At 71.7% G+C, this 24,205-nt stretch carries 20 protein-coding genes; 13 read left to right on the top strand and 7 right to left on the bottom strand.

Annotated features, from left to right (window positions below; genetic code table 11):
- Nucleotides 1-36: 36 nt before the first annotated feature.
- Complete coding sequence (locus tag ACGFIV_RS30205) at nt 37-2,928, bottom strand: AAA family ATPase (RefSeq protein ID WP_358554624.1); 2,892 nt, start codon at nt 2,926-2,928, stop codon at nt 37-39.
- Nucleotides 2,929-3,055: 127 nt separating this feature from the next.
- On the opposite strand from ACGFIV_RS30205, the gene ACGFIV_RS30200 reads away from it, so the two are divergent.
- From ACGFIV_RS30200 to ACGFIV_RS30185, 4 genes are all read left to right on the top strand, one after another.
- Nucleotides 3,056-3,517, top strand: coding sequence for a PPOX class F420-dependent oxidoreductase (locus ACGFIV_RS30200; RefSeq protein ID WP_358554621.1), 462 nt, complete (start codon nt 3,056-3,058; stop codon nt 3,515-3,517).
- Nucleotides 3,518-3,705: 188 nt separating this feature from the next.
- On the top strand, nt 3,706-5,007 hold the full coding sequence (locus ACGFIV_RS30195; protein WP_358554618.1) for a glycoside hydrolase family 18 protein: 1,302 nt from the start codon (nt 3,706-3,708) through the stop codon (nt 5,005-5,007).
- 160 nt (nt 5,008-5,167) lie between these two features.
- Nucleotides 5,168-5,650: an HIT family protein gene (locus ACGFIV_RS30190; RefSeq protein ID WP_358554615.1), complete on the top strand. Its 483-nt coding sequence runs from the start codon at nt 5,168-5,170 to the stop codon at nt 5,648-5,650.
- Between the two features lie 61 nt (nt 5,651-5,711).
- Nucleotides 5,712-6,578: an NAD(P)-dependent oxidoreductase gene (locus tag ACGFIV_RS30185; protein WP_358554612.1), complete on the top strand. Its 867-nt coding sequence runs from the start codon at nt 5,712-5,714 to the stop codon at nt 6,576-6,578.
- A 16-nt stretch (nt 6,579-6,594) separates the two neighbouring features.
- On the opposite strand, the gene ACGFIV_RS30180 is transcribed toward ACGFIV_RS30185, so the two are convergent.
- Nucleotides 6,595-7,611: a zinc-binding alcohol dehydrogenase family protein gene (locus ACGFIV_RS30180; RefSeq protein ID WP_358554609.1), complete on the bottom strand. Its 1,017-nt coding sequence runs from the start codon at nt 7,609-7,611 to the stop codon at nt 6,595-6,597.
- Nucleotides 7,612-7,801: 190 nt separating this feature from the next.
- Between ACGFIV_RS30180 and ACGFIV_RS30175 the strand changes: the two genes are divergently transcribed.
- The 5 genes from ACGFIV_RS30175 (at nt 7,802) to ACGFIV_RS30155 (ending at nt 14,439) form a co-directional block, all read left to right on the top strand.
- Complete coding sequence (locus ACGFIV_RS30175) at nt 7,802-8,581, top strand: DeoR/GlpR family DNA-binding transcription regulator (protein ID WP_358554606.1); 780 nt, start codon at nt 7,802-7,804, stop codon at nt 8,579-8,581.
- Nucleotides 8,582-8,682: 101 nt separating this feature from the next.
- On the top strand, nt 8,683-10,221 hold the full coding sequence (locus ACGFIV_RS30170) for an amino acid permease (RefSeq protein ID WP_358554603.1): 1,539 nt from the start codon (nt 8,683-8,685) through the stop codon (nt 10,219-10,221).
- A complete protein-coding gene (locus ACGFIV_RS30165; RefSeq protein ID WP_358554600.1) occupies nt 10,218-11,669 on the top strand; it encodes an FGGY family carbohydrate kinase in 1,452 nt (483 codons plus the stop codon). Before ACGFIV_RS30170 ends, ACGFIV_RS30165 begins: the two co-directional genes overlap by 4 nt.
- Entirely contained in the window at nt 11,666-13,171 is a 1,506-nt protein-coding gene (locus tag ACGFIV_RS30160) for an NAD(P)/FAD-dependent oxidoreductase (RefSeq protein ID WP_392838322.1), read from the top strand. Before ACGFIV_RS30165 ends, ACGFIV_RS30160 begins: the two co-directional genes overlap by 4 nt.
- Nucleotides 13,168-14,439 carry an FAD-dependent oxidoreductase gene (locus ACGFIV_RS30155; RefSeq protein ID WP_358560270.1) on the top strand — a complete coding sequence of 424 codons (1,272 nt, stop codon included), beginning with the start codon at nt 13,168-13,170 and terminating at the stop codon, nt 14,437-14,439. The genes ACGFIV_RS30160 and ACGFIV_RS30155 overlap by 4 nt, the downstream gene beginning before the upstream one ends.
- On the opposite strand, the gene ACGFIV_RS30150 is transcribed toward ACGFIV_RS30155, so the two are convergent.
- Nucleotides 14,432-15,364: an acetate/propionate family kinase gene (locus ACGFIV_RS30150; protein ID WP_392838321.1), complete on the bottom strand. Its 933-nt coding sequence runs from the start codon at nt 15,362-15,364 to the stop codon at nt 14,432-14,434. The two genes, ACGFIV_RS30155 and ACGFIV_RS30150, sit on opposite strands and share 8 nt — an antisense overlap.
- Before the next feature lie 265 nt (nt 15,365-15,629).
- Here ACGFIV_RS30150 and ACGFIV_RS30145 point away from each other — a divergent pair, with 265 nt between their 5' ends.
- Complete coding sequence (locus tag ACGFIV_RS30145) at nt 15,630-16,103, top strand: hemerythrin domain-containing protein (RefSeq protein ID WP_358560274.1); 474 nt, start codon at nt 15,630-15,632, stop codon at nt 16,101-16,103.
- A 67-nt stretch (nt 16,104-16,170) separates the two neighbouring features.
- On the opposite strand, the gene ACGFIV_RS30140 is transcribed toward ACGFIV_RS30145, so the two are convergent.
- Nucleotides 16,171-17,085, bottom strand: a complete 915-nt coding sequence (locus ACGFIV_RS30140; RefSeq protein WP_358560276.1) for an aldose 1-epimerase family protein — start codon at nt 17,083-17,085, stop codon at nt 16,171-16,173.
- 90 nt (nt 17,086-17,175) lie between these two features.
- Nucleotides 17,176-18,465 (bottom strand): aspartate--tRNA(Asn) ligase, encoded by a 1,290-nt coding sequence (aspS, locus tag ACGFIV_RS30135; protein ID WP_358560278.1) that lies wholly within the window; start codon nt 18,463-18,465, stop codon nt 17,176-17,178.
- Between the two features lie 456 nt (nt 18,466-18,921).
- Here aspS and ACGFIV_RS30130 point away from each other — a divergent pair, with 456 nt between their 5' ends.
- Both ACGFIV_RS30130 and recQ read left to right on the top strand, forming a co-directional pair.
- The gene (locus tag ACGFIV_RS30130; protein ID WP_358560280.1) at nt 18,922-19,227 is read left to right on the top strand and encodes a hypothetical protein; all 306 of its coding nucleotides are present in this window, start codon (nt 18,922-18,924) and stop codon (nt 19,225-19,227) included.
- A 110-nt stretch (nt 19,228-19,337) separates the two neighbouring features.
- Nucleotides 19,338-21,176, top strand: a complete 1,839-nt coding sequence (gene recQ, locus ACGFIV_RS30125; protein ID WP_358560282.1) for a DNA helicase RecQ — start codon at nt 19,338-19,340, stop codon at nt 21,174-21,176.
- Nucleotides 21,177-21,193: 17 nt separating this feature from the next.
- Here recQ and ACGFIV_RS30120 read toward each other — a convergent pair whose 3' ends face one another.
- Together ACGFIV_RS30120 and ACGFIV_RS30115 are read right to left on the bottom strand one after the other, a co-directional pair.
- Nucleotides 21,194-22,177: a sulfite exporter TauE/SafE family protein gene (locus ACGFIV_RS30120; protein ID WP_392838320.1), complete on the bottom strand. Its 984-nt coding sequence runs from the start codon at nt 22,175-22,177 to the stop codon at nt 21,194-21,196.
- A 104-nt stretch (nt 22,178-22,281) separates the two neighbouring features.
- A complete protein-coding gene (locus ACGFIV_RS30115; protein ID WP_392838319.1) occupies nt 22,282-23,268 on the bottom strand; it encodes an alpha/beta fold hydrolase in 987 nt (328 codons plus the stop codon).
- A gap of 476 nt (nt 23,269-23,744) precedes the next feature.
- On the opposite strand from ACGFIV_RS30115, the gene ACGFIV_RS30110 reads away from it, so the two are divergent.
- The gene (locus tag ACGFIV_RS30110; RefSeq protein ID WP_358562202.1) at nt 23,745-24,119 is read left to right on the top strand and encodes a hypothetical protein; all 375 of its coding nucleotides are present in this window, start codon (nt 23,745-23,747) and stop codon (nt 24,117-24,119) included.
- Nucleotides 24,120-24,205 lie beyond the last annotated feature (86 nt).

Raw genomic sequence — 24,205 nt, 5'->3', positions numbered from 1 at the left:
GCGTTCCCGGCGATGCCCGGGTCCAGGGCGCCATGGTCAGCGGTCGAACAGGTGGAGGCGGTGGGCCGTCGCCGCCGCCTCGCCCCGGGACGCGACGCCGAGCTTGGCGAGGATCTTGGAGACGTGCACGCTGACGGTCTTCGCCGAGATGAACAGCTCCGTGGCGATCTCGCGGTTGCTGCGACCGGTCGTGACCAGGCGGAACACCTCGTGCTCGCGGGCCGTGAGCCCGAGCCGTGCCTCCTCGGAGGCCGAGGCGTCCGGCGGACCCGAGGCGCCGGACGCCTCGGCGAGCGGGAGGCGCGCCCTCCTCGCCAGGGAACCGATCTCGGTGACCAGAGGCACGGCGCCGACCTGGCCGGCCAGGAGCGCCGCCCGTGAAAGCCGCCCGGCCGCCTCGTCGCGCTCACCCTCGGCGACGGCGGCGTGCGCGGCGGTGAGCAGGGCACGGGCCTCCGCGTACGGCTGGCGCAGCGCGGCCCAGGCGGCCACGGCCCGGTCGCACGTCGCGAGGTCGGCCGAACCGGACACCCGCGCCACCTCGGCGGCGAAGGTGAGACGGTGAGCCTCCTGAAGGTCGGCCTCCACCTCCTGCTCGGCCGCCAGAGCGCGCAGGTCACCGAGCAGGGGGCCGGCCACCTGGACGCTCGTCACGAGCACCGGCCAGACGTAGCGGGGGGCGGCGTTCGGGTCGTGGTCGCTCAGGGTCTTCTCTACCAGCGTGAACGCCTCGTCGCCGCGATCGTGCGCGATCAGCAGCTCGATCTCCCTGCGGAGCTGCGGCAGGATCGTCTGGTCGCGGTAGGTGCCGGCGCCGATGATGCTCCTCGACGACTGGAAGAGCGCACCGGCCCGGTCGAGCTCGCCCCGGGCCAGCGCGATGTCGGTGGCGAAGCCCTGCAGGCTCGCCCGGTAGGGCGCGGGCGGCATGACGTCGAGGGCGCGCTGGATGACGCGCAGCGCCTCCTCCCAGCGCCCCAGGGAGAGCAGCGGCTCGGCGAGGTTGATCGCCAGGAAGGCGCCCGAGGTGCGGGCCATGCCGTACGCCTCGGCGTCGGCTATGCCCCTGCGGGCGACCTTGGCGGCCTCCTCGTGCCACCCGGCTCCCTCCAGCGCGTCGGACTCGGAGATGGCGGCCCGCATGAGCCCGTGGTAGGTGGGGGCCCGGCTCGCGATCTCGCGTGCCCGCGTGTACGCGGCGCTCTGGGTCTCGAACTCGGAGTAGCGGCACTGGGCCCAGGTCAGCGTGATGAGGGCGTGCGCCTCGGTGTCGGCGTCGCCCACGTGGCGGGCTATGCGCATGGCCTCCTCGGCCAGCGCCACCTTCTCGGCCCGGGTGTCCGGCCCGTGGAGCGTGCGTGCGAGGTTCTCCAGCACCTTGCCGCGGAGCTCGGTCGGAGGGTCGGCGGGGACGAGCCGGGCGGCGGTGCGCAGGTCGTCGACGAACCCTGCCCGGCCCAGGTCGTACCGGGCGAGCCCGCGCTGTCGCAGCACCCGGGCCGCCCGGATGGGGTCGGCGTCGCTGTCGATCTCGCGCAGGGCCGCCTTGGCCAGGGAGATGCCGCGCTCGAACTCCCCGGCCAGGTGGGCCACGGTGATGGTCTGCCTGAGCACGTCGACATAGTCATGCCCGGTCTTCCCGGCGGCGTCGGGCACGGTGTCCCACAGTTCGAGCACCCTGGTCAGCATGCGCAGTTGCTCGTCGTAGGCCGCCGACCTTCTCGCGGCGGTCGCCGCCCGCCACGCGCTGATGAGCGCCGAGGGGGCGTCGTGCGCGGCGAACCAGTGGTAGGCCAGCTCGATGGCTCCGCGCAGGGCGGGAAGAATGCCGGGATCGCGCTCCAGGGTCTGCGCGAAACGGGTGTGCAGGCGGGTGCGCTCGCCGGGGAGCAGGTCGTCGTGGACGGCCTCGCGGATCAGCGCGTGCCGGAAGGCGTACCCCTCGCCGTCGACGATCAGGACGTTGCCCGCGACGGCCGGGCGCAGCGCGCGGGACAGCGCGCCGTCGTCGAGACCCGCGACGGCGGCGAGCAGGGCGTGCTCGATGCGGTCGCCGCCCGCGCTGGCCACGCGGAGCAGCTCCTGGGTGTCGTCGGGAAGGCGCTCGACGCCGGCCAGGAGCAGGTCGCGCAGCGACTCGGGCAGGGACTCTCTCTCGCCGCCGCTGAGCAGCGCCTCGACGAACAACGGGTTGCCCTCGCTACGGGTGTAGATCACGTCGACGTCGAGGGCGAGGGGCTCCCTGTCGAGGATGCCTGCGGCCTGCTCGACCACCTCGCGCCTGCTCAGCCTGCCCAGCTCCAGCCGGGCGACCCAGTCGATGCGGCTGAGCTCGGTCAGCAGGGGACGCAGGGGGTGGCTGCGGTGGAGCTCGTCGGAGCGGTAGGTGACAAGGGTCAGCAGGCGGGTGTCCGGCTGCTGGTAGCGGGTGAGGAACGACAGCAGGTCGCGGGTGGAGCGATCGGCCCAGTGGGCGTCCTCGATGACCAAGATGGTGGGCTCCAGCTCGGCGAGCCGCTCCATCAGGCCGAGGACCTGCTCGAACAGCCGGGCACGGGCCTCGGCGCCGTCGTCGTCGGGCTCGCCGAACTCCGGGAGCAGGCGGGCCAGCCCTCGTGTGCGCCCGCCGGGCACCAGCGCGGCGATGCCCTCGCGGCCGAGGTCGCGCGCGAGCGTGCGCAGCACCGCGGTGAAGGGGGCGAAGGGCAGGCCGTCGGTGCCGAGCTCCAGACAGCCGCCGACGAGGACCCGGGCGGTGCCCGCCCGCTGGAAGAACTCGTGGATCAGGCGCGTCTTGCCCACCCCGGCCTCGCCGCCGACGAACACGGTGGTCGCGGCTCCGCCGCGCACGCGGGCGAGGGACTCGCCGAGGAGGCCGAGCTCATCAGCCCGCCCGACGAACAGGGGGCTCACCGTATGCGCCGTCACGCCCCCAAGAATGCCAGCCACCACCGACATTCCCCCAGTCGGCCGGATAGTGGAGCCTTCGGCGATCCGGCGGTGGTGCCTGTGGTGGCGAAGTGAACGGCGAGCGGCATGGTCGTACAGTGAGGCCATGAGCCCGAGGATCGCGACCGCCGACACGGTCACCCGTGAGCAGCTGCTCGACTTCGTCCGTGAGCGCCACAGGGCGCTCGTCATCACGACGCGGCGTGACGGCGGCCCGCAGGCGTCCCCTGTGAGCTGCGGCGTCGACGAGCTGGGCCGCATCGTGGTGTCCACCTACCCCGAACGCGCCAAGACCAAGAACGCCCGCCGCGACCCCAAGGTGAGCGTCGTCATCCTGTCGGACGACTTCGACGGGCCCTGGGTGCAGATCGACGGGGCCTGCGAGGTCCTCGACATGCCCGAGGCGCTCGAACCGCTCGTCGAGTACTACCGGTCCATCTCCGGCGAGCACCCCGACTGGGACGACTACCGCGCGGCCATGGAGCGCCAGGGCAAGTCGCTGCTGCGCATCACGCCGGTGAAATGGGGCCCGGTCGCCACGGGAGGCTTCCCCGCGCGCCTCGCCTGACCACAGAGGAACGAACGACCCGTCAGTCGCCGGCGGGACGCACGCCCGCGCGCTGATTTCCCGTACCAGGACAATCCCGGCAGGGCCAAGGGAAGGCATTGACGCGCCGCACGGCGGACTCTACGATCCGTGAAAACTTATAGGAAACTTTCCTATAAATAAAGCTCATCGAGCAAGTGGAGATGGCCGTGCGACGTCCTTTCCAGCACGCACTCGCGGCGGCGATCGCCGTCGGCCTCGGCGCGGTGGCCGTGCCCGCCGGGGCCCTGGCGGCGACAGCCGTACCCGCGCCCGCCCAAGCGCATCCGGACGGCGGTGACCGGTTCAAGCGGGTCGCCTACTTCATCCAGTGGGGCATCTACGGACGCGACTACCACGTCAAGGACGTGGACACCAGCGGTGCCGCGGCCAAGCTGACCCATATCAACTACGCCTTCGGGAACGTCGGCGCGGACGGCACGTGCGTCTCGGCCGACGCCTGGGCCGACTGGCAGCGGCCGGTCTCCGCCGAGGAGAGCGTGGACGGCGTCGCCGACCAGCCGGGCCAGGCGCTCAACGGCAACCTGAACCAGCTCAGGAAGCTCAAGGCCAAGAATCCCGGCCTCAAGGCGCTGATCTCCCTCGGCGGCTGGACCGGGTCGAAGTACTTCTCCGACGCCGTCAGCACCCCCGAGGCCCGTACCGCGCTGGCCGCCTCCTGCGTGGGCCTCTGGCTCAAGGGCGACCTGCCTGGCCTGGCCCCGGGCAGCGGCGCGGGCGTCTTCGACGGCATCGACCTCGACTGGGAATGGCCGGGCTCGGAGGGCAACGCCGGCAACGTCATCCGGCCGGAGGACAAGCGCAACTTCACGCTCTTCACCGCCGAGCTGCGCCGGCAGATGAAGGCCTACGACGCGAAGAGCGAGCTCACCGCGTTCCTCCCCGCCGCCGCCGCCAAGATCGACGCCGGCTTCGAGGTCCGCGACGTGTTCCGCAACCTCGACTTCGCCACGATCCAGGGCTACGACCTGCACGGTCCCTGGGAGAGCAGGACCGGCCACAACGGCAACCTGCTCACCGACCGCAAGGACCCGAACCCGGTCAAGTACAGCGTGGACGCCACCGTCCGCGACTACCTGGCGCGCGGCGCCCCCGCCAAGAAGATCGTGGTCGGCGTCCCCGCGTACGGGCAGGGCTGGACAGGCGTGAAGTCCACGGGCAACGGCCTGTACGCCCAGGCGACGGGCCCGGCCCCCGCGACGTGGGCGCCCGGCACCGAGGACTACAAGATCCTCGTCAACAAGCCGGGCAAGCGGTACCGCGACCTGCTCACCGGCACGCTGTGGCTGTACGACGGCAACGAGTTCTGGTCGTACGACGACCCGGCGTCGCTGCTGGAGAAGGCCGCCTACATCAGGCTGAAGGGGCTCGGCGGCTCGATGATGTGGTCCATCGACCAGGACGACACCAAGGCCTCCCTCACCTCGGCCCTCTACAAGATCCTTCGCTGACGCCGGCGCGCGAGGACGGGCCTGCGGCGTACTGCTGTTCGAGTGGTACGCCGCCGGCCGACCCATGCCGGAGGTCTCCCAGGCCGGGAGGCCAGGAGGCGCTGACTCTTTGTGCCACCCCGGAAGGGATGATCCGGTCGGGGGAGAGAATCATTGAGGGATGGACACAGGCGATCCTTGCGTGTTCTGCGACATCATCGCGGGCCGGACCGAAGCGAGCGTGGCCTTCCAGGACGATGTGGCGATCGTGGTCATGGACGGCAACCCGGTGAACCCGGGCCACGCCCTGGTGATCTCACGTGTGCACGCCACCGGGCTTGAGGACCTCGACGAGCAGGTCGGGGCCCACATGTGGCGGGTGGCCCATCGGGTGGCGCTGGGGCTGCGCCGTTCGGGACTGCGCTGTGAGGGCGTCAACGTGCTGGTCGGCGATGGGGAGGCCGCGCTCCAGGAGGTGTTCCACACCCACATACACGTGTTCCCGCGCTTCGAGGGGGACAACGTCGTCGTCGACGCCGACTGCGAGCCGCGGGATCGCCGGCTGCTGAACCAGGAGGCGTGGGCCCTGCGGGAGGCCATGAAGGCATTCGTGTCCGAGGCGTCCACCTCGGTGATGCTCCCGCATCGCGCTCCGACGGCGTAGGTACCCGGCTGCCTCCGGGCCCGTGGAGGGCCCGGACGACCACGGCAAGGGGGGATGACAGATGCGTGTGGCCGTACTGGGAACGGGTCACATGGGCCGGGCGGTGGCGAGAAGGCTGCTCTCGCACGGCTACGACGTCAGGGTCTGGAACCGCACGCCTGGCAGGGCCGCCGAGGTGGTCGAGGCCGGTGCGGTCGAGGCGTCCTCGCCGGTGGAGGCCGCGCGCGGCGTGGAGGCCGTGCTGCTGTCGCTGGCCGACGACCAGGCCGTTCTCGGCGTCATGGGACGGCTGGCCGAGCTGGACTCCGATCCGGACTGGCCGATCGTGGTCGACCTGAGCACCGTCTCGCCGGACACCTCCCGCGAGCTCCGCGACCTCGCACCCGGACGGAGGTTCGTGGCCTCGCCGATCCTCGGGGCTCCGCAGACCGTCCTCGACGGCATGGCCTCGGGCCTGCAGGGCGGTGAACGGCGGCTCGTGGACCGGCTGGAGCCGATCTGGCCGCGGGTCTTCTCCTCCTACTGGTACTGCGGCGAGGATCCCGGGAGCGCGTCGGCCTTCAAGCTGCTCAACAACTACCTGATGATGTCCGGAGTCGCCGTCATCGCCGAGGCGGTGGGCACGGCCGAGGCGGCCCGGCTCGACAAGAAGCTGCTGCGCGAGCTGCTTCACCGGTGGCCCACCGTCGCGCCCGGCCTCCACGACCGCCTCGACGACCTCCTCTGCGGCGATCACAAGGGCTGGTTCGCCGCGCGGCTCGGCGCCAAGGACGTGCGGCTCTTCAACGAGGTGGCGGAGTCGGCCGGGCTTTCGCCGCCCATCGCGCGCCTGGTCGAGCGGCGCTACGAGGAGGCGGCGGAACGCGGCTGGAGCGAGGCCGACATCACCGCGATCGTGGAGCTGGTCCGCGCGGAGCGCCGCACCTGAACCCGGCGGCGGCCGGTCAGCCGCCGATGTGGAGTACGGCCGCGCCGGTCACGCGGTCGGCCGCGAGATCGGCCAGGGCCATGTCCGCCTGGTCGAAGGGGTACGGGGTCGTGGTCACCTCCAGCGGGTGGAGCGTGGCGATGCTCAGGAACGTGCGGCCGTCGTTGCGGGTGTTGGCGGTGACGCTCCGCAGGGTGCGCTCGTAGAACAGGTGACGGTGGTAGTTCAGCTCGGGGACGTCCGTCAGGTGGATGCCCGCCACGGCGAGCGTGCCGCCCCGGTCGAGGGCGTCGAGCGCCACGGGCACCAGGTCGCCGACGGGCGCGAACAGGATGGCGGCGTCCAGGGGCTCGGGCGGAGCGTCGTAGGCGCCGGCCGCCGACGCCGCTCCGAGGTCCAGCGCCAGCTCCCGCGCCTTCTCCGAGCGGGTCAGCACGTGTACCGAGGCGCCCTGGGTGATCGCGACCTGCGCGATGAGGTGCGCCGAGGCGCCGAAGCCGTAGATGCCCAGCCGGCCACGCGTCGGCAGCTCCGCGTGCACCAGAGCCCGGTATCCGATGATCCCCGCGCACAGCAGCGGGGCCAGTTGCTCGGCGGGGCGGTCCTCCGGCAGCTCGTAGACGTAGTCCTCCAGAGCGGTTGTGTACTCGGCGTACCCGCCGTTGACGTCCCAGCCGGTGTACTTGGAGTTGGGGCAGAGGTTCTCCGCGCCGCGAAGGCAGTAGCGGCACTCTCCGCAGGTGAAGTGGAGCCACGGCACCCCGACTCTGGTGCCGACCTCCAGCCGGTTCGCGTCGAGGCCCCGGGCCGCGACCCGGCCGACCACCTCGTGCCCCGGGACGGTGCCAGGGCGTCTCGGCGGGAGGTCCCCCTCGGCCAGGTGCAGGTCGGTGCGGCAGACGGCGCACACCTCGACCCTGACGAGCACTTCTCCGGGGCCGGGCTCCGGCACGGGAAGACGGACGCGCTGGAGTGGCCGCGTGTCCATGGGACCGGGGTGGCGCACCACCCAGGCGGTCATCGTTTCGGCCATGCCCCCATGCTCACACGCCGGTCCGGACGGCCCGCCACAGCCCCGCACCGAACACGCTCCGGCCCTCCGGTTCCCCTTGCCCACCTCAGCGGCACCGAAAAAATCAGACAAATCACCTCTTGACGTGCGTTAACTCGCATATCCATACTTCCAGTCAACATTCCACACGTTTCCACAAAGAGGAGGCCGGGTGCTGCCCGCGGAACGTCGTCGCCGCATCGCCGCCGAGGTGGCCGCTCGTCCGAGCGTCAAGACCGAGGAGCTCGCCGAGCTCTTCTCGGTCTCCGGGGAGACCATCCGCCGCGACCTGCTCCGCCTGCAGGACGACGGCCTGGTGGAGCGCGTACACGGCGGCGCCACTCCCGCCGAACGCCCCCGGGCGGTCGAGGACAGCTACGCTCAGCGCAGGGCCCTGAACGTCACCGGCAAGCAGGCCATGGCCAGAGCCGCCGTCTCCCTGCTGCGTCCGGGCGACACCGTGATCTTCGACGTCGGCACCAGCGTGGCCGAGGTGGCCCGCGCCATCCCGGTCACCTGGACCGGCCGCGTGCTGACCAACTCGCTGCCGGTGGGCGCGGAGCTGGCCGACCGGCCCGGCATCGAGGTGCTGGTCTCCGGCGGGCGCACCCGCTCGGGAGACCTCGCGCTGGCGGGAGGCCAGACGGTGGCCTTCTTCGCCGACTACTACGCCGACCTGGCGTTCCTCGGCTCGGGCGGGGTTCACCCGGGAGCCGGGCTGACCGACTTCCACTCCGACGAGGTCGACGTCCGCCGGGTCATGCTCGACCACTCCACCCGCTGCTACGCGATCGCCGACGCCACCAAGCTCGGTGTGATCGCGGCGCGGCACGTCTGCGCGCTCGATCGGCTCACCGGCCTGATCAGCGACGGAACCCCCGACGAAGGTCTCGCCGAGGCGCTGGCGACCGCCGGTGTGCGCCTCGTCGGACCGCACGACACCGGCCTTTGATGACCCCCGCCCCATGATCCCGATCCCGATGACGAACCACCGGCGCGACCACCGCACGACGGAGGCGACGCTCCCGCTTCACCTTGCTCCAAGGAGTGTTCATGTCCGAGGACTACCCGTCCACCACTTCAGCGCCTGAGCCGTCCCCGGTTCCCGGCACCGCCGCGTACGCCCCGAGGGCCGGCTCGGCGGACATGACCGACGACGAGCTGGTCTCTTCGTACGGCTACACCCAGCAGTTCGCCCGCACCCTGCGCTCGTTCGAGTCGTTCGCGGTCGCGTTCTCGTTCATCTCGATCACGACCGGCCTGTTCAGCACGTTCGGGTTCGTGCTCGGCGCGGGCGGCCCGCGCGGCATCTGGACCTGGCCGATCGTCGTGATCGGGCAGGTCTTCGTCGCGCTCGTCTACGGCATGCTCGCCTCGAAGATCCCGCTGTCCGGCTACTCGTACCAGTGGGCCTCGCGCCTCGCCAACCCCCGCGTGGGCTGGTGGTTCGGGTGGGTGTCGTTCGCGTTCCTGTCGATCGTGACGGTCGCCGTGGACTACGGGCTCAGCCAGGCCGCGCTGCTGCCGCTGTTCGGCATCGAGTTCAGCCCCGGCAAGGCGATGCTGGTCACCCTGGTCGTCCTCGTGATCCAGGCGATCCTCATCATCTGGTCCACGCCGATCACCGCGAAGATCAACAACTGGGCGGTGGGCGCCGAGGTCATCGGCATGGTCGGGCTGACCCTGGCCCTGCTCGCGGCCGCCCTGTTCGCCGGCAAGGGCGACTGGTCCCAGCTCGGGTCCACCGGAGCGGTGGCCGACGCCGGCTACTACGGCTGGCTCGGCCCGTTCATGCTGGCCACGCTGCTCGGCGCGTACACGATCGTCGGCTGGGAGTCGGCGTCCAACCTCGCCGAGGAGACGCACAACCCGCGCCAGGTGGTGCCCCGCGCCATGGTGCGCTCGATCCTCGTCGCGGGCGGCCTCGGCATGCTGTTCCTGATCGTGCTGGTGGCGACCGCCCACGACATCCCCGCCCTGACCGGCGACAGCGCCCCGGTGGCGACGATCATCGGCCAGAACCTGGGCCCGGTCATCAAGGCCATCGCCCTGGTCATCGTCTGCGTGTCGATCTTCGCCTGCGGGCTGGTCATCATGGTCACCAACAGCCGCCTGATCTACAGCATGGCCCGCGACGGCCGCCTCCCCGCCGCCAAGGTGCTGACCCGGGTGCCGCGCGCCACCGGCGGCCCGATCTGGGCCACGTTGCTCGCCGGCGGCCTCAGCGCCGCGATCGTCATCGGCTTCGGGCTCAACGCCAACGCCCTGGCGAACCTCCTCGGCGCGGCCACGCTCATGCCCGCCATCCTCTACGCCGGCACGGTGCTGCTTTACTGGTTCACCCGCAACCGCATCCCCGCCCGACCCGGGGACTTCGTCCTCGGCAGATGGGAGAAGCCGGTCGTCGCCCTCGCGCTGCTGTGGCTGGCGTACGAGCTGGTCATCCTGATCGGCCCGGCCGACTTCCGCCAGGCCCAGTACTACGCCGTCGGCACGCTCGTCGTGGGCGCGCTGGTCTACGGGGGCATGCTGTGGAGGGCCCCGGGATCCCTGCGGCACGAGCCCGGCCTGTCCCGTGGAGGTGGCCGGTGACCTCGGCGAACATCCTGGCGATCGACCAGGGCACCTCGGGCACCAAGGCGCTGTTGGTCTGCCCGGAGCGCGGGATCATCGGCTCAGGGGAGACCTCCGTGCGCCCCCGGTACGGCTCCGGGGGCCTGGTCGAGCAGGATCCGGGCGAGCTGCTGCGGTCGGTGCTGGACGCCGGACGGGAGGCCGTCGCCGCGGCGGGAGAGTCCGTCGCGGCCGTCGGCCTGGCCAACCAGGGCGAGACCGTGCTGGCGTGGGACCCCGAGACCGGTGAGCCCCTGACCGACGCCATCGTCTGGCAGGACCGGCGCGCGCAGTCCGTCTGCGACGAGCTGACGGGCGAGGCCGGGCGCCTCGCCGGGCTCAGCGGGCTGCCGCTCGATCCCTACTTCGCCGCGCCCAAGATGGCCTGGCTCCGCCGCCACCTCACCCGGGAGGGCGTCGTCACGACGAGCGACTCCTGGCTCGTCCACCGGCTGACCGGCGTCTTCGTCACCGACGCGTCCACGGCGTCGCGCACCATGCTGCTCGACCTCGACGCCACCGAGTGGTCGCCGGAGGCGCTGGAGATCTTCGGGCTCGCGGGGGAGCGGCTGCCCGCCGTCGTGGACGCGGCCGGCGCCTTCGGCGAGACGGACGCCTTCGGCGCGGCCGTCCCGCTGACCGGTCTGCTCGTCGACCAGCAGGCGGCACTGCTCGCCCAGGGCTGCGTCGAGCAGGGCAGCGCGAAGTGTACCTACGGCACGGGAGCGTTCCTGCTCGCCAACGCCGGCCCGCGTGCCGTCCGTTCCTTCGCCGGTCTCGCGGCCTGCGTCGCCTGGCGGTTCGCGGGACGGCCGGCGTACTGCCTGGACGGGCAGGTCTACACGGTCGCCTCCGCCGTCCGCTGGCTCACCGAGCTCGGGGTGATCGGCGGGGCCGAGGACCTCGACCGGCTCGGCGGCAGCGTGCCCGACGCGGGCGGTGTCACCTTCGTCCCGGCCTTCGCGGGCCTTGCGGCCCCCTCGTGGCGGGGCGACGTACGGGCGTCGCTGTCCGGGCTGGGCCTGGACACCACCCCGGCCCACGTCGTACGGGCGCTGTGCGACGGGATCGCCGCGCAGGTCGTCGAGCTGGCCGGGGCCATGGCGAGCGACCTCGGCCGCCCGCTGACCAGCCTTCGCGTGGACGGCGGCCTCACCCGCAGCGCGGTGCTCATGCAGACCCAGGCCGACCTGCTCCAGCTCCCGGTCGAGGTGTACGCCTCGCCCGACGCCACCGCGCTCGGTGTCGCGGCGGCGGCGAGAATGGGCCTGGACCCGGGCCTGACGGTGGGCGAGGCGACGGGGAGGGGGGCGCCCTCGGCCGTCTACGAGCCCCGCGCCGGAGCCGACGAGGCCGCTGACCGGCTGGGCTCGTACGCGGCGGCCGTGCGGGCGCTGCTCACCGAGGACACGAAGGAGAACCTGTGAACGACGGCCCGGGGGGTCCCGGCGACCAGGCGGCGTATGACGTCGTGGTCGTCGGGGCGGGCGTCGTGGGCACCGCGATCGCCCGCGAGCTGGCCCACCACGACCTGCGGATCGCCGTCCTGGACGCCGCCGCCGACGTCGGCGACGGCACGTCCAAGGCCAACACCGCGATCCTGCACACCGGCTTCGACGCGACCCCCGGGACCCTTGAGTCCCGCCTGGTACGCCGTGGCTACGACCTGCTGGAAGGCTACGCGGCGGCGACCGGCATCCCTGTGGAGCCGCTCGGGGCCCTGCTGGTCGCCTGGGACGACGAGCAGCTCGCCGCCCTCCCGAAGCTGAAGGCCAAGGCCGAGGCCAACGGGTACGACCGCACGCGCGTCATCGGCGCGGACGAGGTCTACCGGCGCGAGCCGCGACTCGGCCCGGGCGCCCTGGGCGCGCTGCACGTGCCGGGGGAGAGCATCATCTGCCCCTGGACCACCACCCTCGCCTTCGCCACCGAGGCCGTCCGGGCGGGCGTCGACCTGCGCCTTTCGACCCGGGTCGGCGAGGTGGTCGCGGGCGACGGCGACCGCCCGCACGAGATCCGCACCAGCCGGGGCGTGGTGCGCGCCCGCTACGTGGTCAACGCCGCCGGACTGTGGTCCGACGAGCTCGACCGGCGGTTCGGGCACCGGGGGTTCACCGTGACGCCCCGCAGGGGCGAGCTGATCGTGTTCGACAAGCTGGCCCGCCCGCTGGTGAACCACATCCTGCTGCCCGTCCCGACCGCGCGCGGCAAGGGCGTCCTGGTCGCCCCGACCGTGTACGGGAACGTCATGCTCGGGCCGACCGCCGAGGACCTGACCGACAAGACCGACACCGGCTCCTCGTCCGATGGCCTGGCGTTCCTGCGGGACAAGGGCGAGAAGATCATGCCCGCGCTCCTCGACGAGGAGGTCAGCGCGGTGTACGCGGGGCTGCGCGCGGCGACCGAGCACGGTGACTACCAGCTCCGCTCCCATCCCGAGCAGCGGTACGTCTGCGTGGGCGGCATCCGGTCCACCGGTCTGACCGCTTCCCTGGCCATCGCCGAGCATGTGATGGGCCTGCTGGTGGAGGCAGGACTCGCCGCAGGGCCGCGCCGCGAGCTCGAACCACCCCGGATGCCCAACATCGGCGAGGCGTTCCCGCGCCCGTACCAGCGGGCGGACCTCATCGCCGCCGACCCCGACTACGGGCGCATCGCGTGCCACTGCGAGCGGGTCACCCGGGCGGAGATCCGCGACGCCATGGGAAGCGCCCTCCCGCCACGGACCCTCGACGGCCTGCGCCGCAGGACCCGGGCGCTGAACGGCCGGTGCCAGGGGTTCTACTGCGGGGCCGAGGTACGGGAGCTGTTCGACCACCCCCCGGCCGCCTCCACCGGGGGCCAGGTCCACGCGGACGGCGACGGCCACGCACGTACCGGGGACGCGCGCCCGGACACCGAGACGACTTCCGGCGGGACAAGCCCATGACGACTCCCGAGATCCCACCCGCCTCCCCAGGCCGCCGCGAGCGGTCCGTCGAGGTCCTCATCGTCGGGGCCGGGCCCGCCGGCCTGGCCGCCGCCGCCGAGCTGGCGCGCGCCGGCGCCGGTCCCGTGGAGGTGATCGACAGGGAGGAGCAGGCCGGAGGCATCCCGCGCCACTCCCACCACACCGGGTACGGGATCCGCGACCTGCACCGCCTGATGACGGGCCCCGCCTACGCCCGGCACTACACCGGGCTCGCCACCGCGTCCGGCGCCACCGTCCGTACGGGCGTGACGGCGACCGGCTGGGCGGGCCCCCTCACGCTGGAGACGACCAGCCCTTCGGGCCTGGAGAGGATCACCGCCCGGGCCGTCGTGCTCGCCACGGGGGCGCGGGAGCGCCCGCGCAGCGCCCGGCTCGTCCCCGGCTCGCGCCCGGCGGGCGTCTACACCACCGGCATGCTCCAGCAGACGGTCTACCTGCGCGGGCAGAGTGTGGGACGCCGCGCGGTGATCGTCGGCGCGGAGCACGTCAGCTACTCCGCCGTGATGACCCTCGACCACGCCGGGGTGAAGGTCGCCGCCATGGTGACCGACCTGCCGCGCCAGCAGTCGTACGCGGCCTTCCGGCTCGGCGCCGGGGTGCGCTACCGGTTCCCCCTGCTCACCGGGACCACGGTGACCCGGCTGATCGGCCGGGGCAGGCTCCAGGGCGTCGAGGTACGGCGTGCCGACGGGCGCACCGAGGTGATCGAGGCCGACACGATCGTGTTCACCGGCGACTGGGTGCCCGACTACGAGCTGGCCAGGCGCGGTGGACTCGCGGTCGACCCGGGGACCCGGGGGCCGTCCGTCGACACCGCCCTGCGGACGTCGGTGCCCGGGGTATTCGCGGCCGGCAACCTCCTGCATCCGGTCGAGACGGCCGACGCGGTGGCGCTCGACGGGCGCCACGTCGCGGGTTCGGTGACCGCGTACCTCTCGGGCGTGCCCGAGGCGGCCGGGGTGCCGGTCCACGTGCGCGAACCGCTCAAATGGGTTGCTCCGGGGCGGGTGGGTCCCGCCGGGCCGCCGCCCCCGCGTGACCGGTTCATCCTGTGGACCGCCCGGTTCGTGCCCAGGCCCGCCGTCGAGATCGTCCAGGACGGGCGGACGCTGCACCGGCAGGTCGCGCGCCGCACGCTCGTACCGAACCGCCCGATCTACATCCCGGCCGCCTGGCGTGCCGCCGTCAACCCCGAGCGAGGGCCGGTCACGATCACCGTCAGGTGATCCGGGACACCGTGGCCAGGGCCTCGCGGGCGAGCTGCAGCTCCTCGCGTGGCCTGACCACCAGCACGGGAACGTCCGCGCCCGGCGCGCTGACGATCATGTCGTCGTCCACCTGGTCGCGGGCCGGCGGCACGATGCCGAGGAGCCCGAGCCTCTGGCACACGTCGTGGCGGACCTCCGGCTGGTCCCAGCCGATCTCGCCGGTGAACACCAGCGCGTCCAGCCGGTCGAGGCTGGTCGCGGCGGCGGCCATCTCGCGGCCCACCCTGTGGGCGAACACCGCGAGCGCCAGCGCCGACGCCGGGTCACCGGCGGCCACCAGGTCGCGGGTGTCGCCCGACCTACCGTCCGACAGCCCGAGCAGCCCCGACCTGTGCTGCAGCCCGTCGCTCAGCTCGTCCAGCGTGAGCCGCTCGCCGGACAGCAGCCACAGGAGCATGCCGGGATCGACGCTTCCGGACCGGGTGCTCATGGGCACCCCCTCCAGCGGGGTGAAGCCCATCGAGGTGTCCACGCTGCCGCCGTCGCGCACCGCGCACACCGACGACCCGCCGCCCAGGTGGGCGAGGACCGCCTGCGTCGTCTCGGCCGGGCGCCCGAGAAGCCGTGCCGCCCGCTGAAGCGCCCAGGCGTACGAGAGGCCGTGGAAGCCGTAGCGGCGCAGCCCGTACGTGCTCCGCCAGCCGGCGGGCAGGGCGTACGTCGCGGCGACCTCGGGCATGCGCGCGTGGAAGGCGGTGTCCGGGCACAGCACCTGCGGGACGCCGGGCAACCGGCGCCGGGCGGCCTCGACCAGCGCGAGGGCGGGCGGCACGTGCTGGGGCGCCAGGTCGGCGAACCGCCGCACCGCCTCCAGCACGCCGTCGTCCGCGACCGTCGGAGCGCGTACGGCGTCGCCGCCGTGCACGAGCCGGTGAGCGGCCACGGCGACCTCGCACGGGGGGGCGTCGCGCAGGAATCCCTCGATGGCGGTCGATGGCGGACGGGCCGGGGGCCTGCCGCTCGACGTACAGCTCGTGGATCACCTCGTCGTCGCGGACCAGGTCGAGCCGCAGGCTGGAGGACCCGGCATTGACGGTCAGCGCGACAGGGGACACGGTCCGAGGCATCCCCACGCTCACACGTTTAAATCGCTCACAGGAGGTAGCGCTCTAACGACCCGACCACACCTACGAGGGGAAGGCGGCTCGATGGACGCCATCGTGCTCCTGAAGGACGACCACAAGACCGTGGAGAAGCTGTTCAAGCAGTTCGAGAAGGCGGGTGAGCGAGCTTACAAGGAGAAGCGGCAGATCGTCGATCAGATCATCCACGAGCTCACCACCCATGCCTACATCGAAGAGGAGATCTTCTACCCGGAGGCTCGTCAGGACGTCCCCGAGACCACCGACCACGTCCTGGAGAGCGTGGAGGAGCACCACGTCGTGGTGTGGATGCTGTCGGAGCTCAAGGACCTCGACCCCGAGGATGAGCGGTACGACGCGAAGGTGACCGTCCTGATCGAGAACGTCCGCCACCACGTGGAGGAAGAGGAAGAGGAGTGGTTCCCGCAGGTGCGGGAGGCCATGGGCCGCAAGAAGCTCCAGGAGCTGGGCGAGCGGATGGAGAAGGCCAAGGCCGACGCGCCCGGCGACCCCCTCAAGGTGAGGAGCGCCAAGCAGTAGAGCCTGTCGCCGGTATCCGAACCGGTGTCGACGCCGCTGTTCGGGGGCCCATCGGCAGGGAGTCGGGCTAGATCGGGCCGATGCCCCAGCGGTGGGCGACCTCGTCTCCGGGGGCGAGCCGGACGACGTCCTCGCCGGTGCGGAAGGCGTTGGGCGGGCAGCTCATCGGCTCGACGGCGAGCCCGGCTCGGCGCTGCTCTCCGGCCAGGGTGTCGCCCGTGTAGAGCTGGAGCCAGTCGATGCCCTCGGCCCCCCACAGCTCGACGCCGCGTGAGCCGTCCCCGGCGGTGAGCCTGACGCGGACGAGCCCGTCGGCGCCGCGTGCCAGGCCGGTGAACGCGGTGTCGAGCACCGTCTCGCCGATCGGGCGGGCGGTCCTGAAGTCGTACTCGGTGCCCTCGACGTCGCGCCTGCCGACGGGGATCTTGCGTTCGTTCACCGGAAGCCACTGTGCGGCGGGAAGTTCGAGCACGGCGGCGTCGACGGGCTCCCCGAGCGTGAGGTACGGATGGGCGCCGAAGCCGTACGGCGCGGCGGTGTCCCCGACGTTACGGGCGGTCGTCTCGACCGCGAGGCCGTACGGGCTCAGCGTGTAGGTGACGGTGAGGTCGAGGATGTGGGGGTAGCCGATCTGCGGGAACAGCCGCAGCCCGAGCGCCACCGACCCCTCCTCGCGCGCGACGACCCGCCATGGGAACGATCGTGAGAAGCCGTGCGCGGCGTTGCCGGTCCTGGGCTCGGTCAGCGCGAGTTGCCGCTCCTGGCCGTCGAACGTGTACCGCCCGTCCTCGACGCGGTTCGGCCAGGGGATCAGGGGCAGCCCCGCCGAGCCGAACGGGGCGTGGTCCTCGGGGTAGCCGACGATGAGCGGCCGTCCCCCGTGGGTCAGGCTCCGCAGGCCCGCCCCGACCTCGGTGACGACGGCCTGGAAGCCGCCGGCCTCGATGCTGTGCTGGGCCCCGGTAGGCGCGATCGTCGTCACCAGGCAATTGAACACTATGGCGTTACATGTCCGCCGACGTCCCGGCACCGCTGGGGATGTCGCGGTGCCGGGCGCCGGGCGGGCCTGCGGTCAGGGGCTCAGGCGGTGCAGGTCGCGCGGGAACAGGGTGGTCTGGCGGACGTTCGCGGCGCCCGTCAGGCGCGAGGTCCAGCGTTCCAGCCCGATCGCGAAGCCGCCGTGGGGGGGCATGCCGTGGGCGAAGGCGGCCAGGTACCCCTCGTAGGCATTCGGGTCCTCGCCCCGGGCGGACAGGGCGGCCAGGTAGTCGGCGTGACGGTGCAGCCGCTGGCCTCCCGTGACCAGCTCCAGGCCACGGAAGAGCAGGTCGAAACTGCGGGAGTACTCGGGCCTCTCGGGGTCGGGATGGGTGTAGAACGGGCGCTTCACCATGGGATATCCCGTGACGAACAGGAACTCCGAGCCGTGTTCGCGCAGGGCCCACTCGCCGAGCCGGCGCTCGTGGGCGGGCGCGAGGTCGGGCTCGCCGCGCGGGTCCTCCCCGGTGTGGCGGGCCAGGAGCTCCTGCGCGTCCGCGAAGTGGATCGCCGGAATCTCCTCCGGCACGCTCGGGATGGCGATCTCCAGCAGGGCGGTGGCGGCTCCGGCCCGTTCTTCGACGGACGCGTGCATGCCGGCGACGGCCTTCGTGAGCACGGCCATGACGTCGCGATGGTCGCCGACGAAGCCCAGCTCGGCGTCAAGGCTCGTGTACTGGGCGAGGTGCCTGGCCGTGTCGTGCGGCTCCGCCCGGAAGACGGGCCCCACCTCGTACACCCGCTCGAACACCCCCACCAGCGCCTGCTTGAAGAACTGCGGCGACTGGGCCAGGAAGGCGGGCTTTCCGAAGTAGTCGATGCCGAACACGTTGGCGCCCGACTCCGTCGCCGAGGCGACGATCTTGGGCGTGGACGTCTCGACGAACCCCAGCCCGTCGAGCGTGGCCCGGAACCCGGCCACGCCCGCGGCGGCGATCTCGAACGGAGCCCGCAGGCGCGGATGCCGCAGCGCCACCGGGGCGTGGTCGAGGATCGTGGGCAGCGTGCCGCCCACGACGGGCCGGTACAGGTCGAAGGGCGGCGGTTCGACCGGGGCCGAGAGCACCTCGACCGCAGGGCCGACCAGTTCGGCGCCGCCGGGAGCCTGCGCGTTGGCGGCGACCGTTCCCGTCACCTCGATGACGGTCTCCTCGGCCAGGTGCGGGTGGGGTTCGCGCAGGACGACCTGCGCGAGCCCGGAGCGGTCCCTGAGCACGAGGAAGGAGACGGATTTCAGGTCGCGGCGGCGGTGCAGCCAGCCGGCGAGACGGACGTGGTGGCCGACGTGCATGGGCAGGTCGGCGGCGAGAACTCGCGAGATCATTTCACACTCCTGCGGGAATATGAGCGATCCCTTGGGAGCGCGGGGGAGAAGGGGACTCCCGGTGCCACCGCGCTTTCGCCGCCGCCTCGGCGGCGGCCTCGAACGGCCCGATGACGGGGGCCGGCCGGCGGGGCATTGGGCGTTCCGCGCCGTTCCTCCCCGCACTCAGGAGGGTCTTCACCCGGGACGCGAGACCGCCTTCACAGCTGCCGGCGGCTCTCTGGACTCGCGCGACCCCGGAGCTACTCGTCTCCGTCGTCGTGTTGCACAGAATCCTATCTCCCTGATCAGCGTGACTCCCGGTACCCCTGCGGCTAAAAGGCCAGGTGGTGTGTATTTCGGGATGAATTACCGCTTAGGGGGAGGGTGTGCCGTCACTGAGGGGCGGCAGAGGGGTCTTCTTGAGTGAGATGCGGTGTTTGTCTTGAATTAGGCAAAATTCGGGGAAGGAACGGCATGGACGCGATCATCGTGAAGGAGGCGGCCGGCGGCATCGCTTCCGAGGTCACCGAGGAGTGGACCAAACTGCTGCGGCTGCGTGACCATCTGACCGGTCTCGGCGTGGACGCCGACCTCCGGGCCAGCATGCCCGCGCTGCTCGTGCACCGCCCGGACGTGGGCCTGCCGTTGTGGGTCTTCGTGGGGTACGGCGGCGCCTACTACTCCTGGCAGTCCGCCGAGAAGCGGCACCCGGTGACCGACGCCGAGGGCGCGGCGCTGGTGCTCGCCGACTACATCAGCGGAAGGGTCTTCCGCATCTGAGGACGGCATGGCGGGGGTCCCCCGCCTGCCCTCCTGTGGACGACGGCACCTTGTCCACAGCTCGCCTCTTGTCGCCCGTCATGGCGGGCCGATGCTCGTAGAATGACGCGATGACCTCCCCCGACAACGGCCTTGAGGCGAGCGACGCGCTGCGCGTGCTGAACCGCGTCTTCGGCTACAAGTCGTTCCGCGAAGGCCAGCAGGAGATCATCGATCACGTCGTCGAGGGCCGTGACGCGCTCGTGCTCATGCCGACCGGCGGCGGCAAGTCGCTGTGCTACCAGATCCCCGCGCTCGTGCGCGAGGGCGTCGGCGTCGTCGTCTCACCGCTGATCGCCCTCATGCAGGACCAGGTCCACGCCCTCACGGCACTCGGCGTGCGCGCGGGGTTCCTCAACTCCACGCAGGATCCCGACGAGCGGCGGCAGGTCGAGTCCGCCTTCGTGGCGGGCGAGCTCGACCTGCTCTACCTCGCGCCCGAGCGCCTGCGCGTCGACTCGACGCTGCGGCTGCTCGACCGGGGCACGATCTCCCTGTTCGCCATCGACGAGGCCCACTGCGTGGCGCAGTGGGGGCACGACTTCCGGCCCGACTACCTGGCCCTTTCGATGTTGCACGAGCGCTGGCCCGACGTCCCTCGCATCGCGCTCACCGCCACCGCCACCGAGGCCACCCACGCCGAGATCGCCGCCCGGCTCAACCTGCGGGAAGCACGCCATTTCGTGGCCAGCTTCGACCGCCCCAACATCCAATACCGCATCGCGCCCAAGAGCGAGCCCAGGCGCCAGTTGCTCAAGCTGCTGCGCGGCGAGCATCCCGGCGACGCGGGCATCGTCTACTGCTTGTCACGGGCGTCCGTCGACAAGACCGCCGAGTTCCTCGTCGAGAACGGCATCCCCGCGCTGCCGTACCACGCGGGGCTCGACGCGCGCACCCGAGCCGCGAACCAGGCGCGCTTCCTGCGTGAGGACGGCATCGTCATGGTCGCGACCATCGCCTTCGGCATGGGCATCGACAAGCCCGATGTGCGCTTCGTCGCCCATCTCGACCTGCCCAAGTCCATCGAGGGCTACTACCAGGAGACCGGCCGTGCCGGGCGCGACGGCCTGCCCTCCACGGCCTGGCTGGCCTACGGCTTGCAGGACGTGGTGCAGCAGCGCAAGATGATCGACACCTCCGAGGGCGACGACGGTCACCGCCGCCGCCTCGGCGGGCACCTCGACGCCATGCTCGCGCTCTGCGAGACGGTCGAGTGCCGGCGCGTGCGCCTTCTCGCGTACTTCGGGCAGCAGAGCGGCGCCTGCGGCAACTGCGACACGTGCCTGTCGCCGCCGGAGTCCTGGGACGGCACGATCGCCGCCCAGAAGCTCCTGTCCACCGTGGTCCGTCTGGCGCGCGAGCGGCGCCAGAAGTTCGGCGCCGGCCAGATCATCGACATCCTGCTCGGCAAGAGGACCCCCAAGGTCGTCCAGTTCGACCACGACTCCCTGACCGTGTTCGGCATCGGCACCGAGCTGAGCGAGGTCGAGTGGCGTGGCGTGGTGCGCCAGCTCCTGGCCCAGGGCCTGCTCGGGGTCGAGGGAGACTACGGCACGCTGGTGCTCACCGAGGCGAGCGGCGAGGTGCTCGGCAGGCGGCGCGAGGTGCCGCTGCGCCGCGAGCCCGAGCGCCCGGCCAAGCTTCCAGGGGCCGCCAAGACCCGCCGCACGGCCCCCGCCGCCGAGCTGCCCGAGGAGGCCGTGGCCGTCTTCGAACGGCTCCGTGCCTGGCGGGCCGCCACCGCCAAGGAGCAGGGCGTGCCCGCCTACGTCGTCTTCCACGACGCGACCCTGCGCGAGATCGCGACAGGGTCGCCGTCCTCGCTGGCCGAGCTCGGCAAGATGAGCGGTGTCGGCGAGAACAAACTGGCGAAGTACGGCCAGCAGATCCTGGACACCCTGGCGGCGTGACCGGCCGGGGCGTCAGCTCATTCGTCGGTCTTCCTGGCGGCGGCGGTCTCCTCGCCGGCGGTGGTGGGCGCCCAGGGGAGCGCGGGGAGGCCGTGCCGGGTGCGCAGGAGCATCCAGAAGAGCGGGGCCGCGAGCAGGACGCCGACGAGCACCCAGACCGTGACGGTGTTGCCGACGCCGAACATCTTCAGCGCCGAGGCCAGCAGCACGAACGCCAGCGCGCGGCGGATCAGCCCGCCGGGGGCGCGGGAGGAGATCCGCGAGCCGATGTAGACGCCGGGGATGGATCCGACGAGCAGGGCGGCGGTGACCGAGAGCTTGAAGTCGCCGAACAGCAGGTGGCCCAACGCGGCGGACATGACGAGCGGCACCGCCTGCACCAGGTCGGTTCCGACGAGCTGGTTGGCCTTGAGCCGCGGATACACGGCCAGCAGCGCCACGATGATCAGTGAGCCGGAGCCGACGGAGGTCATGCCGACCACCAGCCCGCCCACGACGCCGATCAGGACGGTCGGGACCCGGCGCACGGTGACGGCGGGCAGGCCGGTCGCGGCGGGTTCGCCCGGCTCCGCGGTACGCCGGCCGGTCGCCGCGGTACGGCCCTCGGCCCGGTCCTTCATCGCGAGATAGCCCCGTATGGCAAGGCCCGTCGCGGCGATCAGGAGCGCGACGCCCAGGGCCTTCTGGATCACTTCCTGGACGTCCTGGCCGTCGCCGAACGCCCTGGCGATCAACACGCCGCAGAACGCCGCCGGGATGGACCCCGCGCACAACCAGCGGACCAGCTTGAGGTTGACGGTCCCGTGCCGCAGATGGACCAGGCTGCCCACCGGTTTCATCACCGCCGCCGCGACGAGGTCACTGGAGACCGCGGCCAGCGGCGGCACGCCGAAGAAGGTGACGAGCATGGGAGTCATGAGCGCGCCGCCACCCATGCCGGTCAGCCCGACGACGATGGCGACCAGGAACGATCCGATCGCCATGGTGTAGTCGAAATCCACCCAGTCAACCTATCGAATCCCTAGGAAAAAGGGCCTATCCCCCCGGAGCAGACAGCGGGGCCGCGCGGAACGGCGTTCCGCGCGGCCCCGCTTCGAGAGGGGTGCTACCGGACGCAGCCGGCGAGTTCGGGCCGCTGGGCTGGGGTGTTCTGGGCGCCGAAGAACAGGTTGGCGCAGTCGCTGAGGAAGGTCGGGTTCTCCTCGGGGATGAAGTGGCCCGCGTCGGGTGCGACGGCCGGGCGGACGTCGTCGGCGACCTGGTTGAACGAGTCGGCCACGCCGGTCCCGAAGGAGTACTGCCCGCCGATCGCCAGCACCGGCATGCTCAGCCGGGTGGAGGCGTTCGCCTGGTTGTTCGTGGCGTCCGCGGCGAACGCCCGGTAGTACTCGTATCCCGCGTGGCGCCTCGCCGGGTTCGCGTACGCCTTGTAGAAGGCCTCACGGTCGATGCCCTGACCGTTGTGGCTGAAGTTGAACATCATGTTGAGATAGGTGCTGACGTCCTTGTTGTCCATGATCGTCTCGGGGATCGGAGACGGGGACATGTTGAACCGGAAGTGCCAGCTGAGGTGGTACAGCTCTTCGAGACCGAAGCCCGGGAGCGGCGACTCCAGCACGGCGAACCGGGTGACCTCGCCCGGGTAGTCGCGTGCGTACGGGTAGGCGATCAGGGTGCCGAGGTCGTGGCCGAGCAGCTGCACCTGGGTGTAGCCCAGAGCGTGGACGGCCTGCCGGATCCGCTGCGCGGTGGTGGCCTTGTCGAAGCCGCCGGTCGGGATGGACGAGTTGCCCAGTCCCGGGAGGTCGAAGGCGATCACGGTGTGCGAGGTGGCGAGCGCGGGCATCACCTGGCGCCACATCTTCCAGGTCTCCGGCCAGCCGTGCAGGAGCACGAGGGCCGGGCCGGATCCGCCCTTGACGTAGTGGAGGGTGGTCCCGGACACCGCCACCTTGCCGTGGGTGAAGCCGGGGGCGAACGCGGCGGGCCCCACGGTGGGCTCCTCGGGGAACGCGCTGGCCCCGGCGCCGGCGGTGGTGGTGATCATGCCGACCACCAGGGCGACGGCCGTACTGAAGACGGCTCGCCTCAATCTCCTCGCGCTGAACGCTCTTCTCGCCGGTCGCGCGGTTACGTGCAAGGTCGTTTCGTCCTGCGGCATTTCGAAATTCCCTTTCCATGAGCAGAGAACCACGTGGTGACCCGGCATTCGAGCGGCATGATTCCTTCTCCGCGGCAGGGCGGATCAGCGATCGGCGTATACGGCGGAAGTGTCGTTCTGGGCGGCGCCCGCCGAGGCGGTAGATCGCCGACGTGGTCGAACGAAGCTTGTCCGACCCGGGACGCCGGCGTCTTCTTCCAAAATGCCTTTACCAAGCTAGCGACACTTTGGTGCGTTCCCCTGTCAGGGCGAAAACGGATAAATCGTCCTATCTCACTATTCATTTGGGCAAGTCGCCAAGGTCTGTCACGCCGGACGGGGGCGGCGGCCACGCGGTGCGAGGCCGCGGCCGAGATCTACGGGCATCGGGTGAGCGGTCGAGACCCGGCCGCATTATGTTGGGAGAGGTGGAAGAGAACCGGGCACGACGGGTCGTCGACGCGTTGCGCGAGCGTGGCATCGACGGCCACCTGGCGAGGGTCGGCATCGACCAGTTCGGGATACGGGTGTCACTGCCGGGCGGGCGCGAGGCCGAGTGGGACACCGACGGCACCGCGGGCCTCGAAGCCCAGGTGATGCGCGACGGGATGCTCGTCGGATACGTCCCCATGATCGAGGGCTCCGAGGACTTCGACGAGGAGCAGGTCGTCGACGCCATCGCGCGGACCGACTACGAGCGGCCCATCGCCCGTCAACGCCCGGTCGCCCCGCCACCGGGCCCGCCCCTGCCCCGCGCCGGCGGCCTCTTCCGCCGCTTCCTCGACGGGTTCCGCTACCGCTAATGGAAGCTACCGGGTCGGCTGATCGGGCAGACTCGGTGCCTGGTAGCCGCGAGTGAGTGAGTACTTCCAACCGCTGGACCGATCTT

Origin of the sequence: Sphaerisporangium sp. NPDC049003, from assembly GCF_043197795.1 — a bacterium.
In the GTDB taxonomy this organism is placed as follows: domain Bacteria; phylum Actinomycetota; class Actinomycetes; order Streptosporangiales; family Streptosporangiaceae; genus Sphaerisporangium.
Note: the sequence above shows the minus strand (reverse complement) of the source record. Positions and strands in the feature narration are given on the sequence as shown.

What these genes read in the sequence shown, in the direction of transcription:
- ACGFIV_RS30190 (WP_358554615.1), top strand. Translation starts at nt 5,168, where the DNA reads ATGGACACAGGCGATCCTTGCGTGTTCTGCGACATCATCGCGGGCCGG.
- ACGFIV_RS30185 (WP_358554612.1), top strand. Translation starts at nt 5,712, where the DNA reads ATGCGTGTGGCCGTACTGGGAACGGGTCACATGGGCCGGGCGGTGGCG.
- recQ (WP_358560282.1), top strand. Translation starts at nt 19,338, where the DNA reads ATGACCTCCCCCGACAACGGCCTTGAGGCGAGCGACGCGCTGCGCGTG.
- ACGFIV_RS30145 (WP_358560274.1), top strand. Translation starts at nt 15,630, where the DNA reads ATGGACGCCATCGTGCTCCTGAAGGACGACCACAAGACCGTGGAGAAG.
- ACGFIV_RS30170 (WP_358554603.1), top strand. Translation starts at nt 8,683, where the DNA reads ATGTCCGAGGACTACCCGTCCACCACTTCAGCGCCTGAGCCGTCCCCG.
- ACGFIV_RS30155 (WP_358560270.1), top strand. Translation starts at nt 13,168, where the DNA reads ATGACGACTCCCGAGATCCCACCCGCCTCCCCAGGCCGCCGCGAGCGG.
- ACGFIV_RS30130 (WP_358560280.1), top strand. Translation starts at nt 18,922, where the DNA reads ATGGACGCGATCATCGTGAAGGAGGCGGCCGGCGGCATCGCTTCCGAG.
- aspS (WP_358560278.1), bottom strand. Translation starts at nt 18,465, where the DNA reads ATGATCTCGCGAGTTCTCGCCGCCGACCTGCCCATGCACGTCGGCCAC.
- ACGFIV_RS30200 (WP_358554621.1), top strand. Translation starts at nt 3,056, where the DNA reads ATGAGCCCGAGGATCGCGACCGCCGACACGGTCACCCGTGAGCAGCTG.
- ACGFIV_RS30180 (WP_358554609.1), bottom strand. Translation starts at nt 7,611, where the DNA reads ATGGCCGAAACGATGACCGCCTGGGTGGTGCGCCACCCCGGTCCCATG.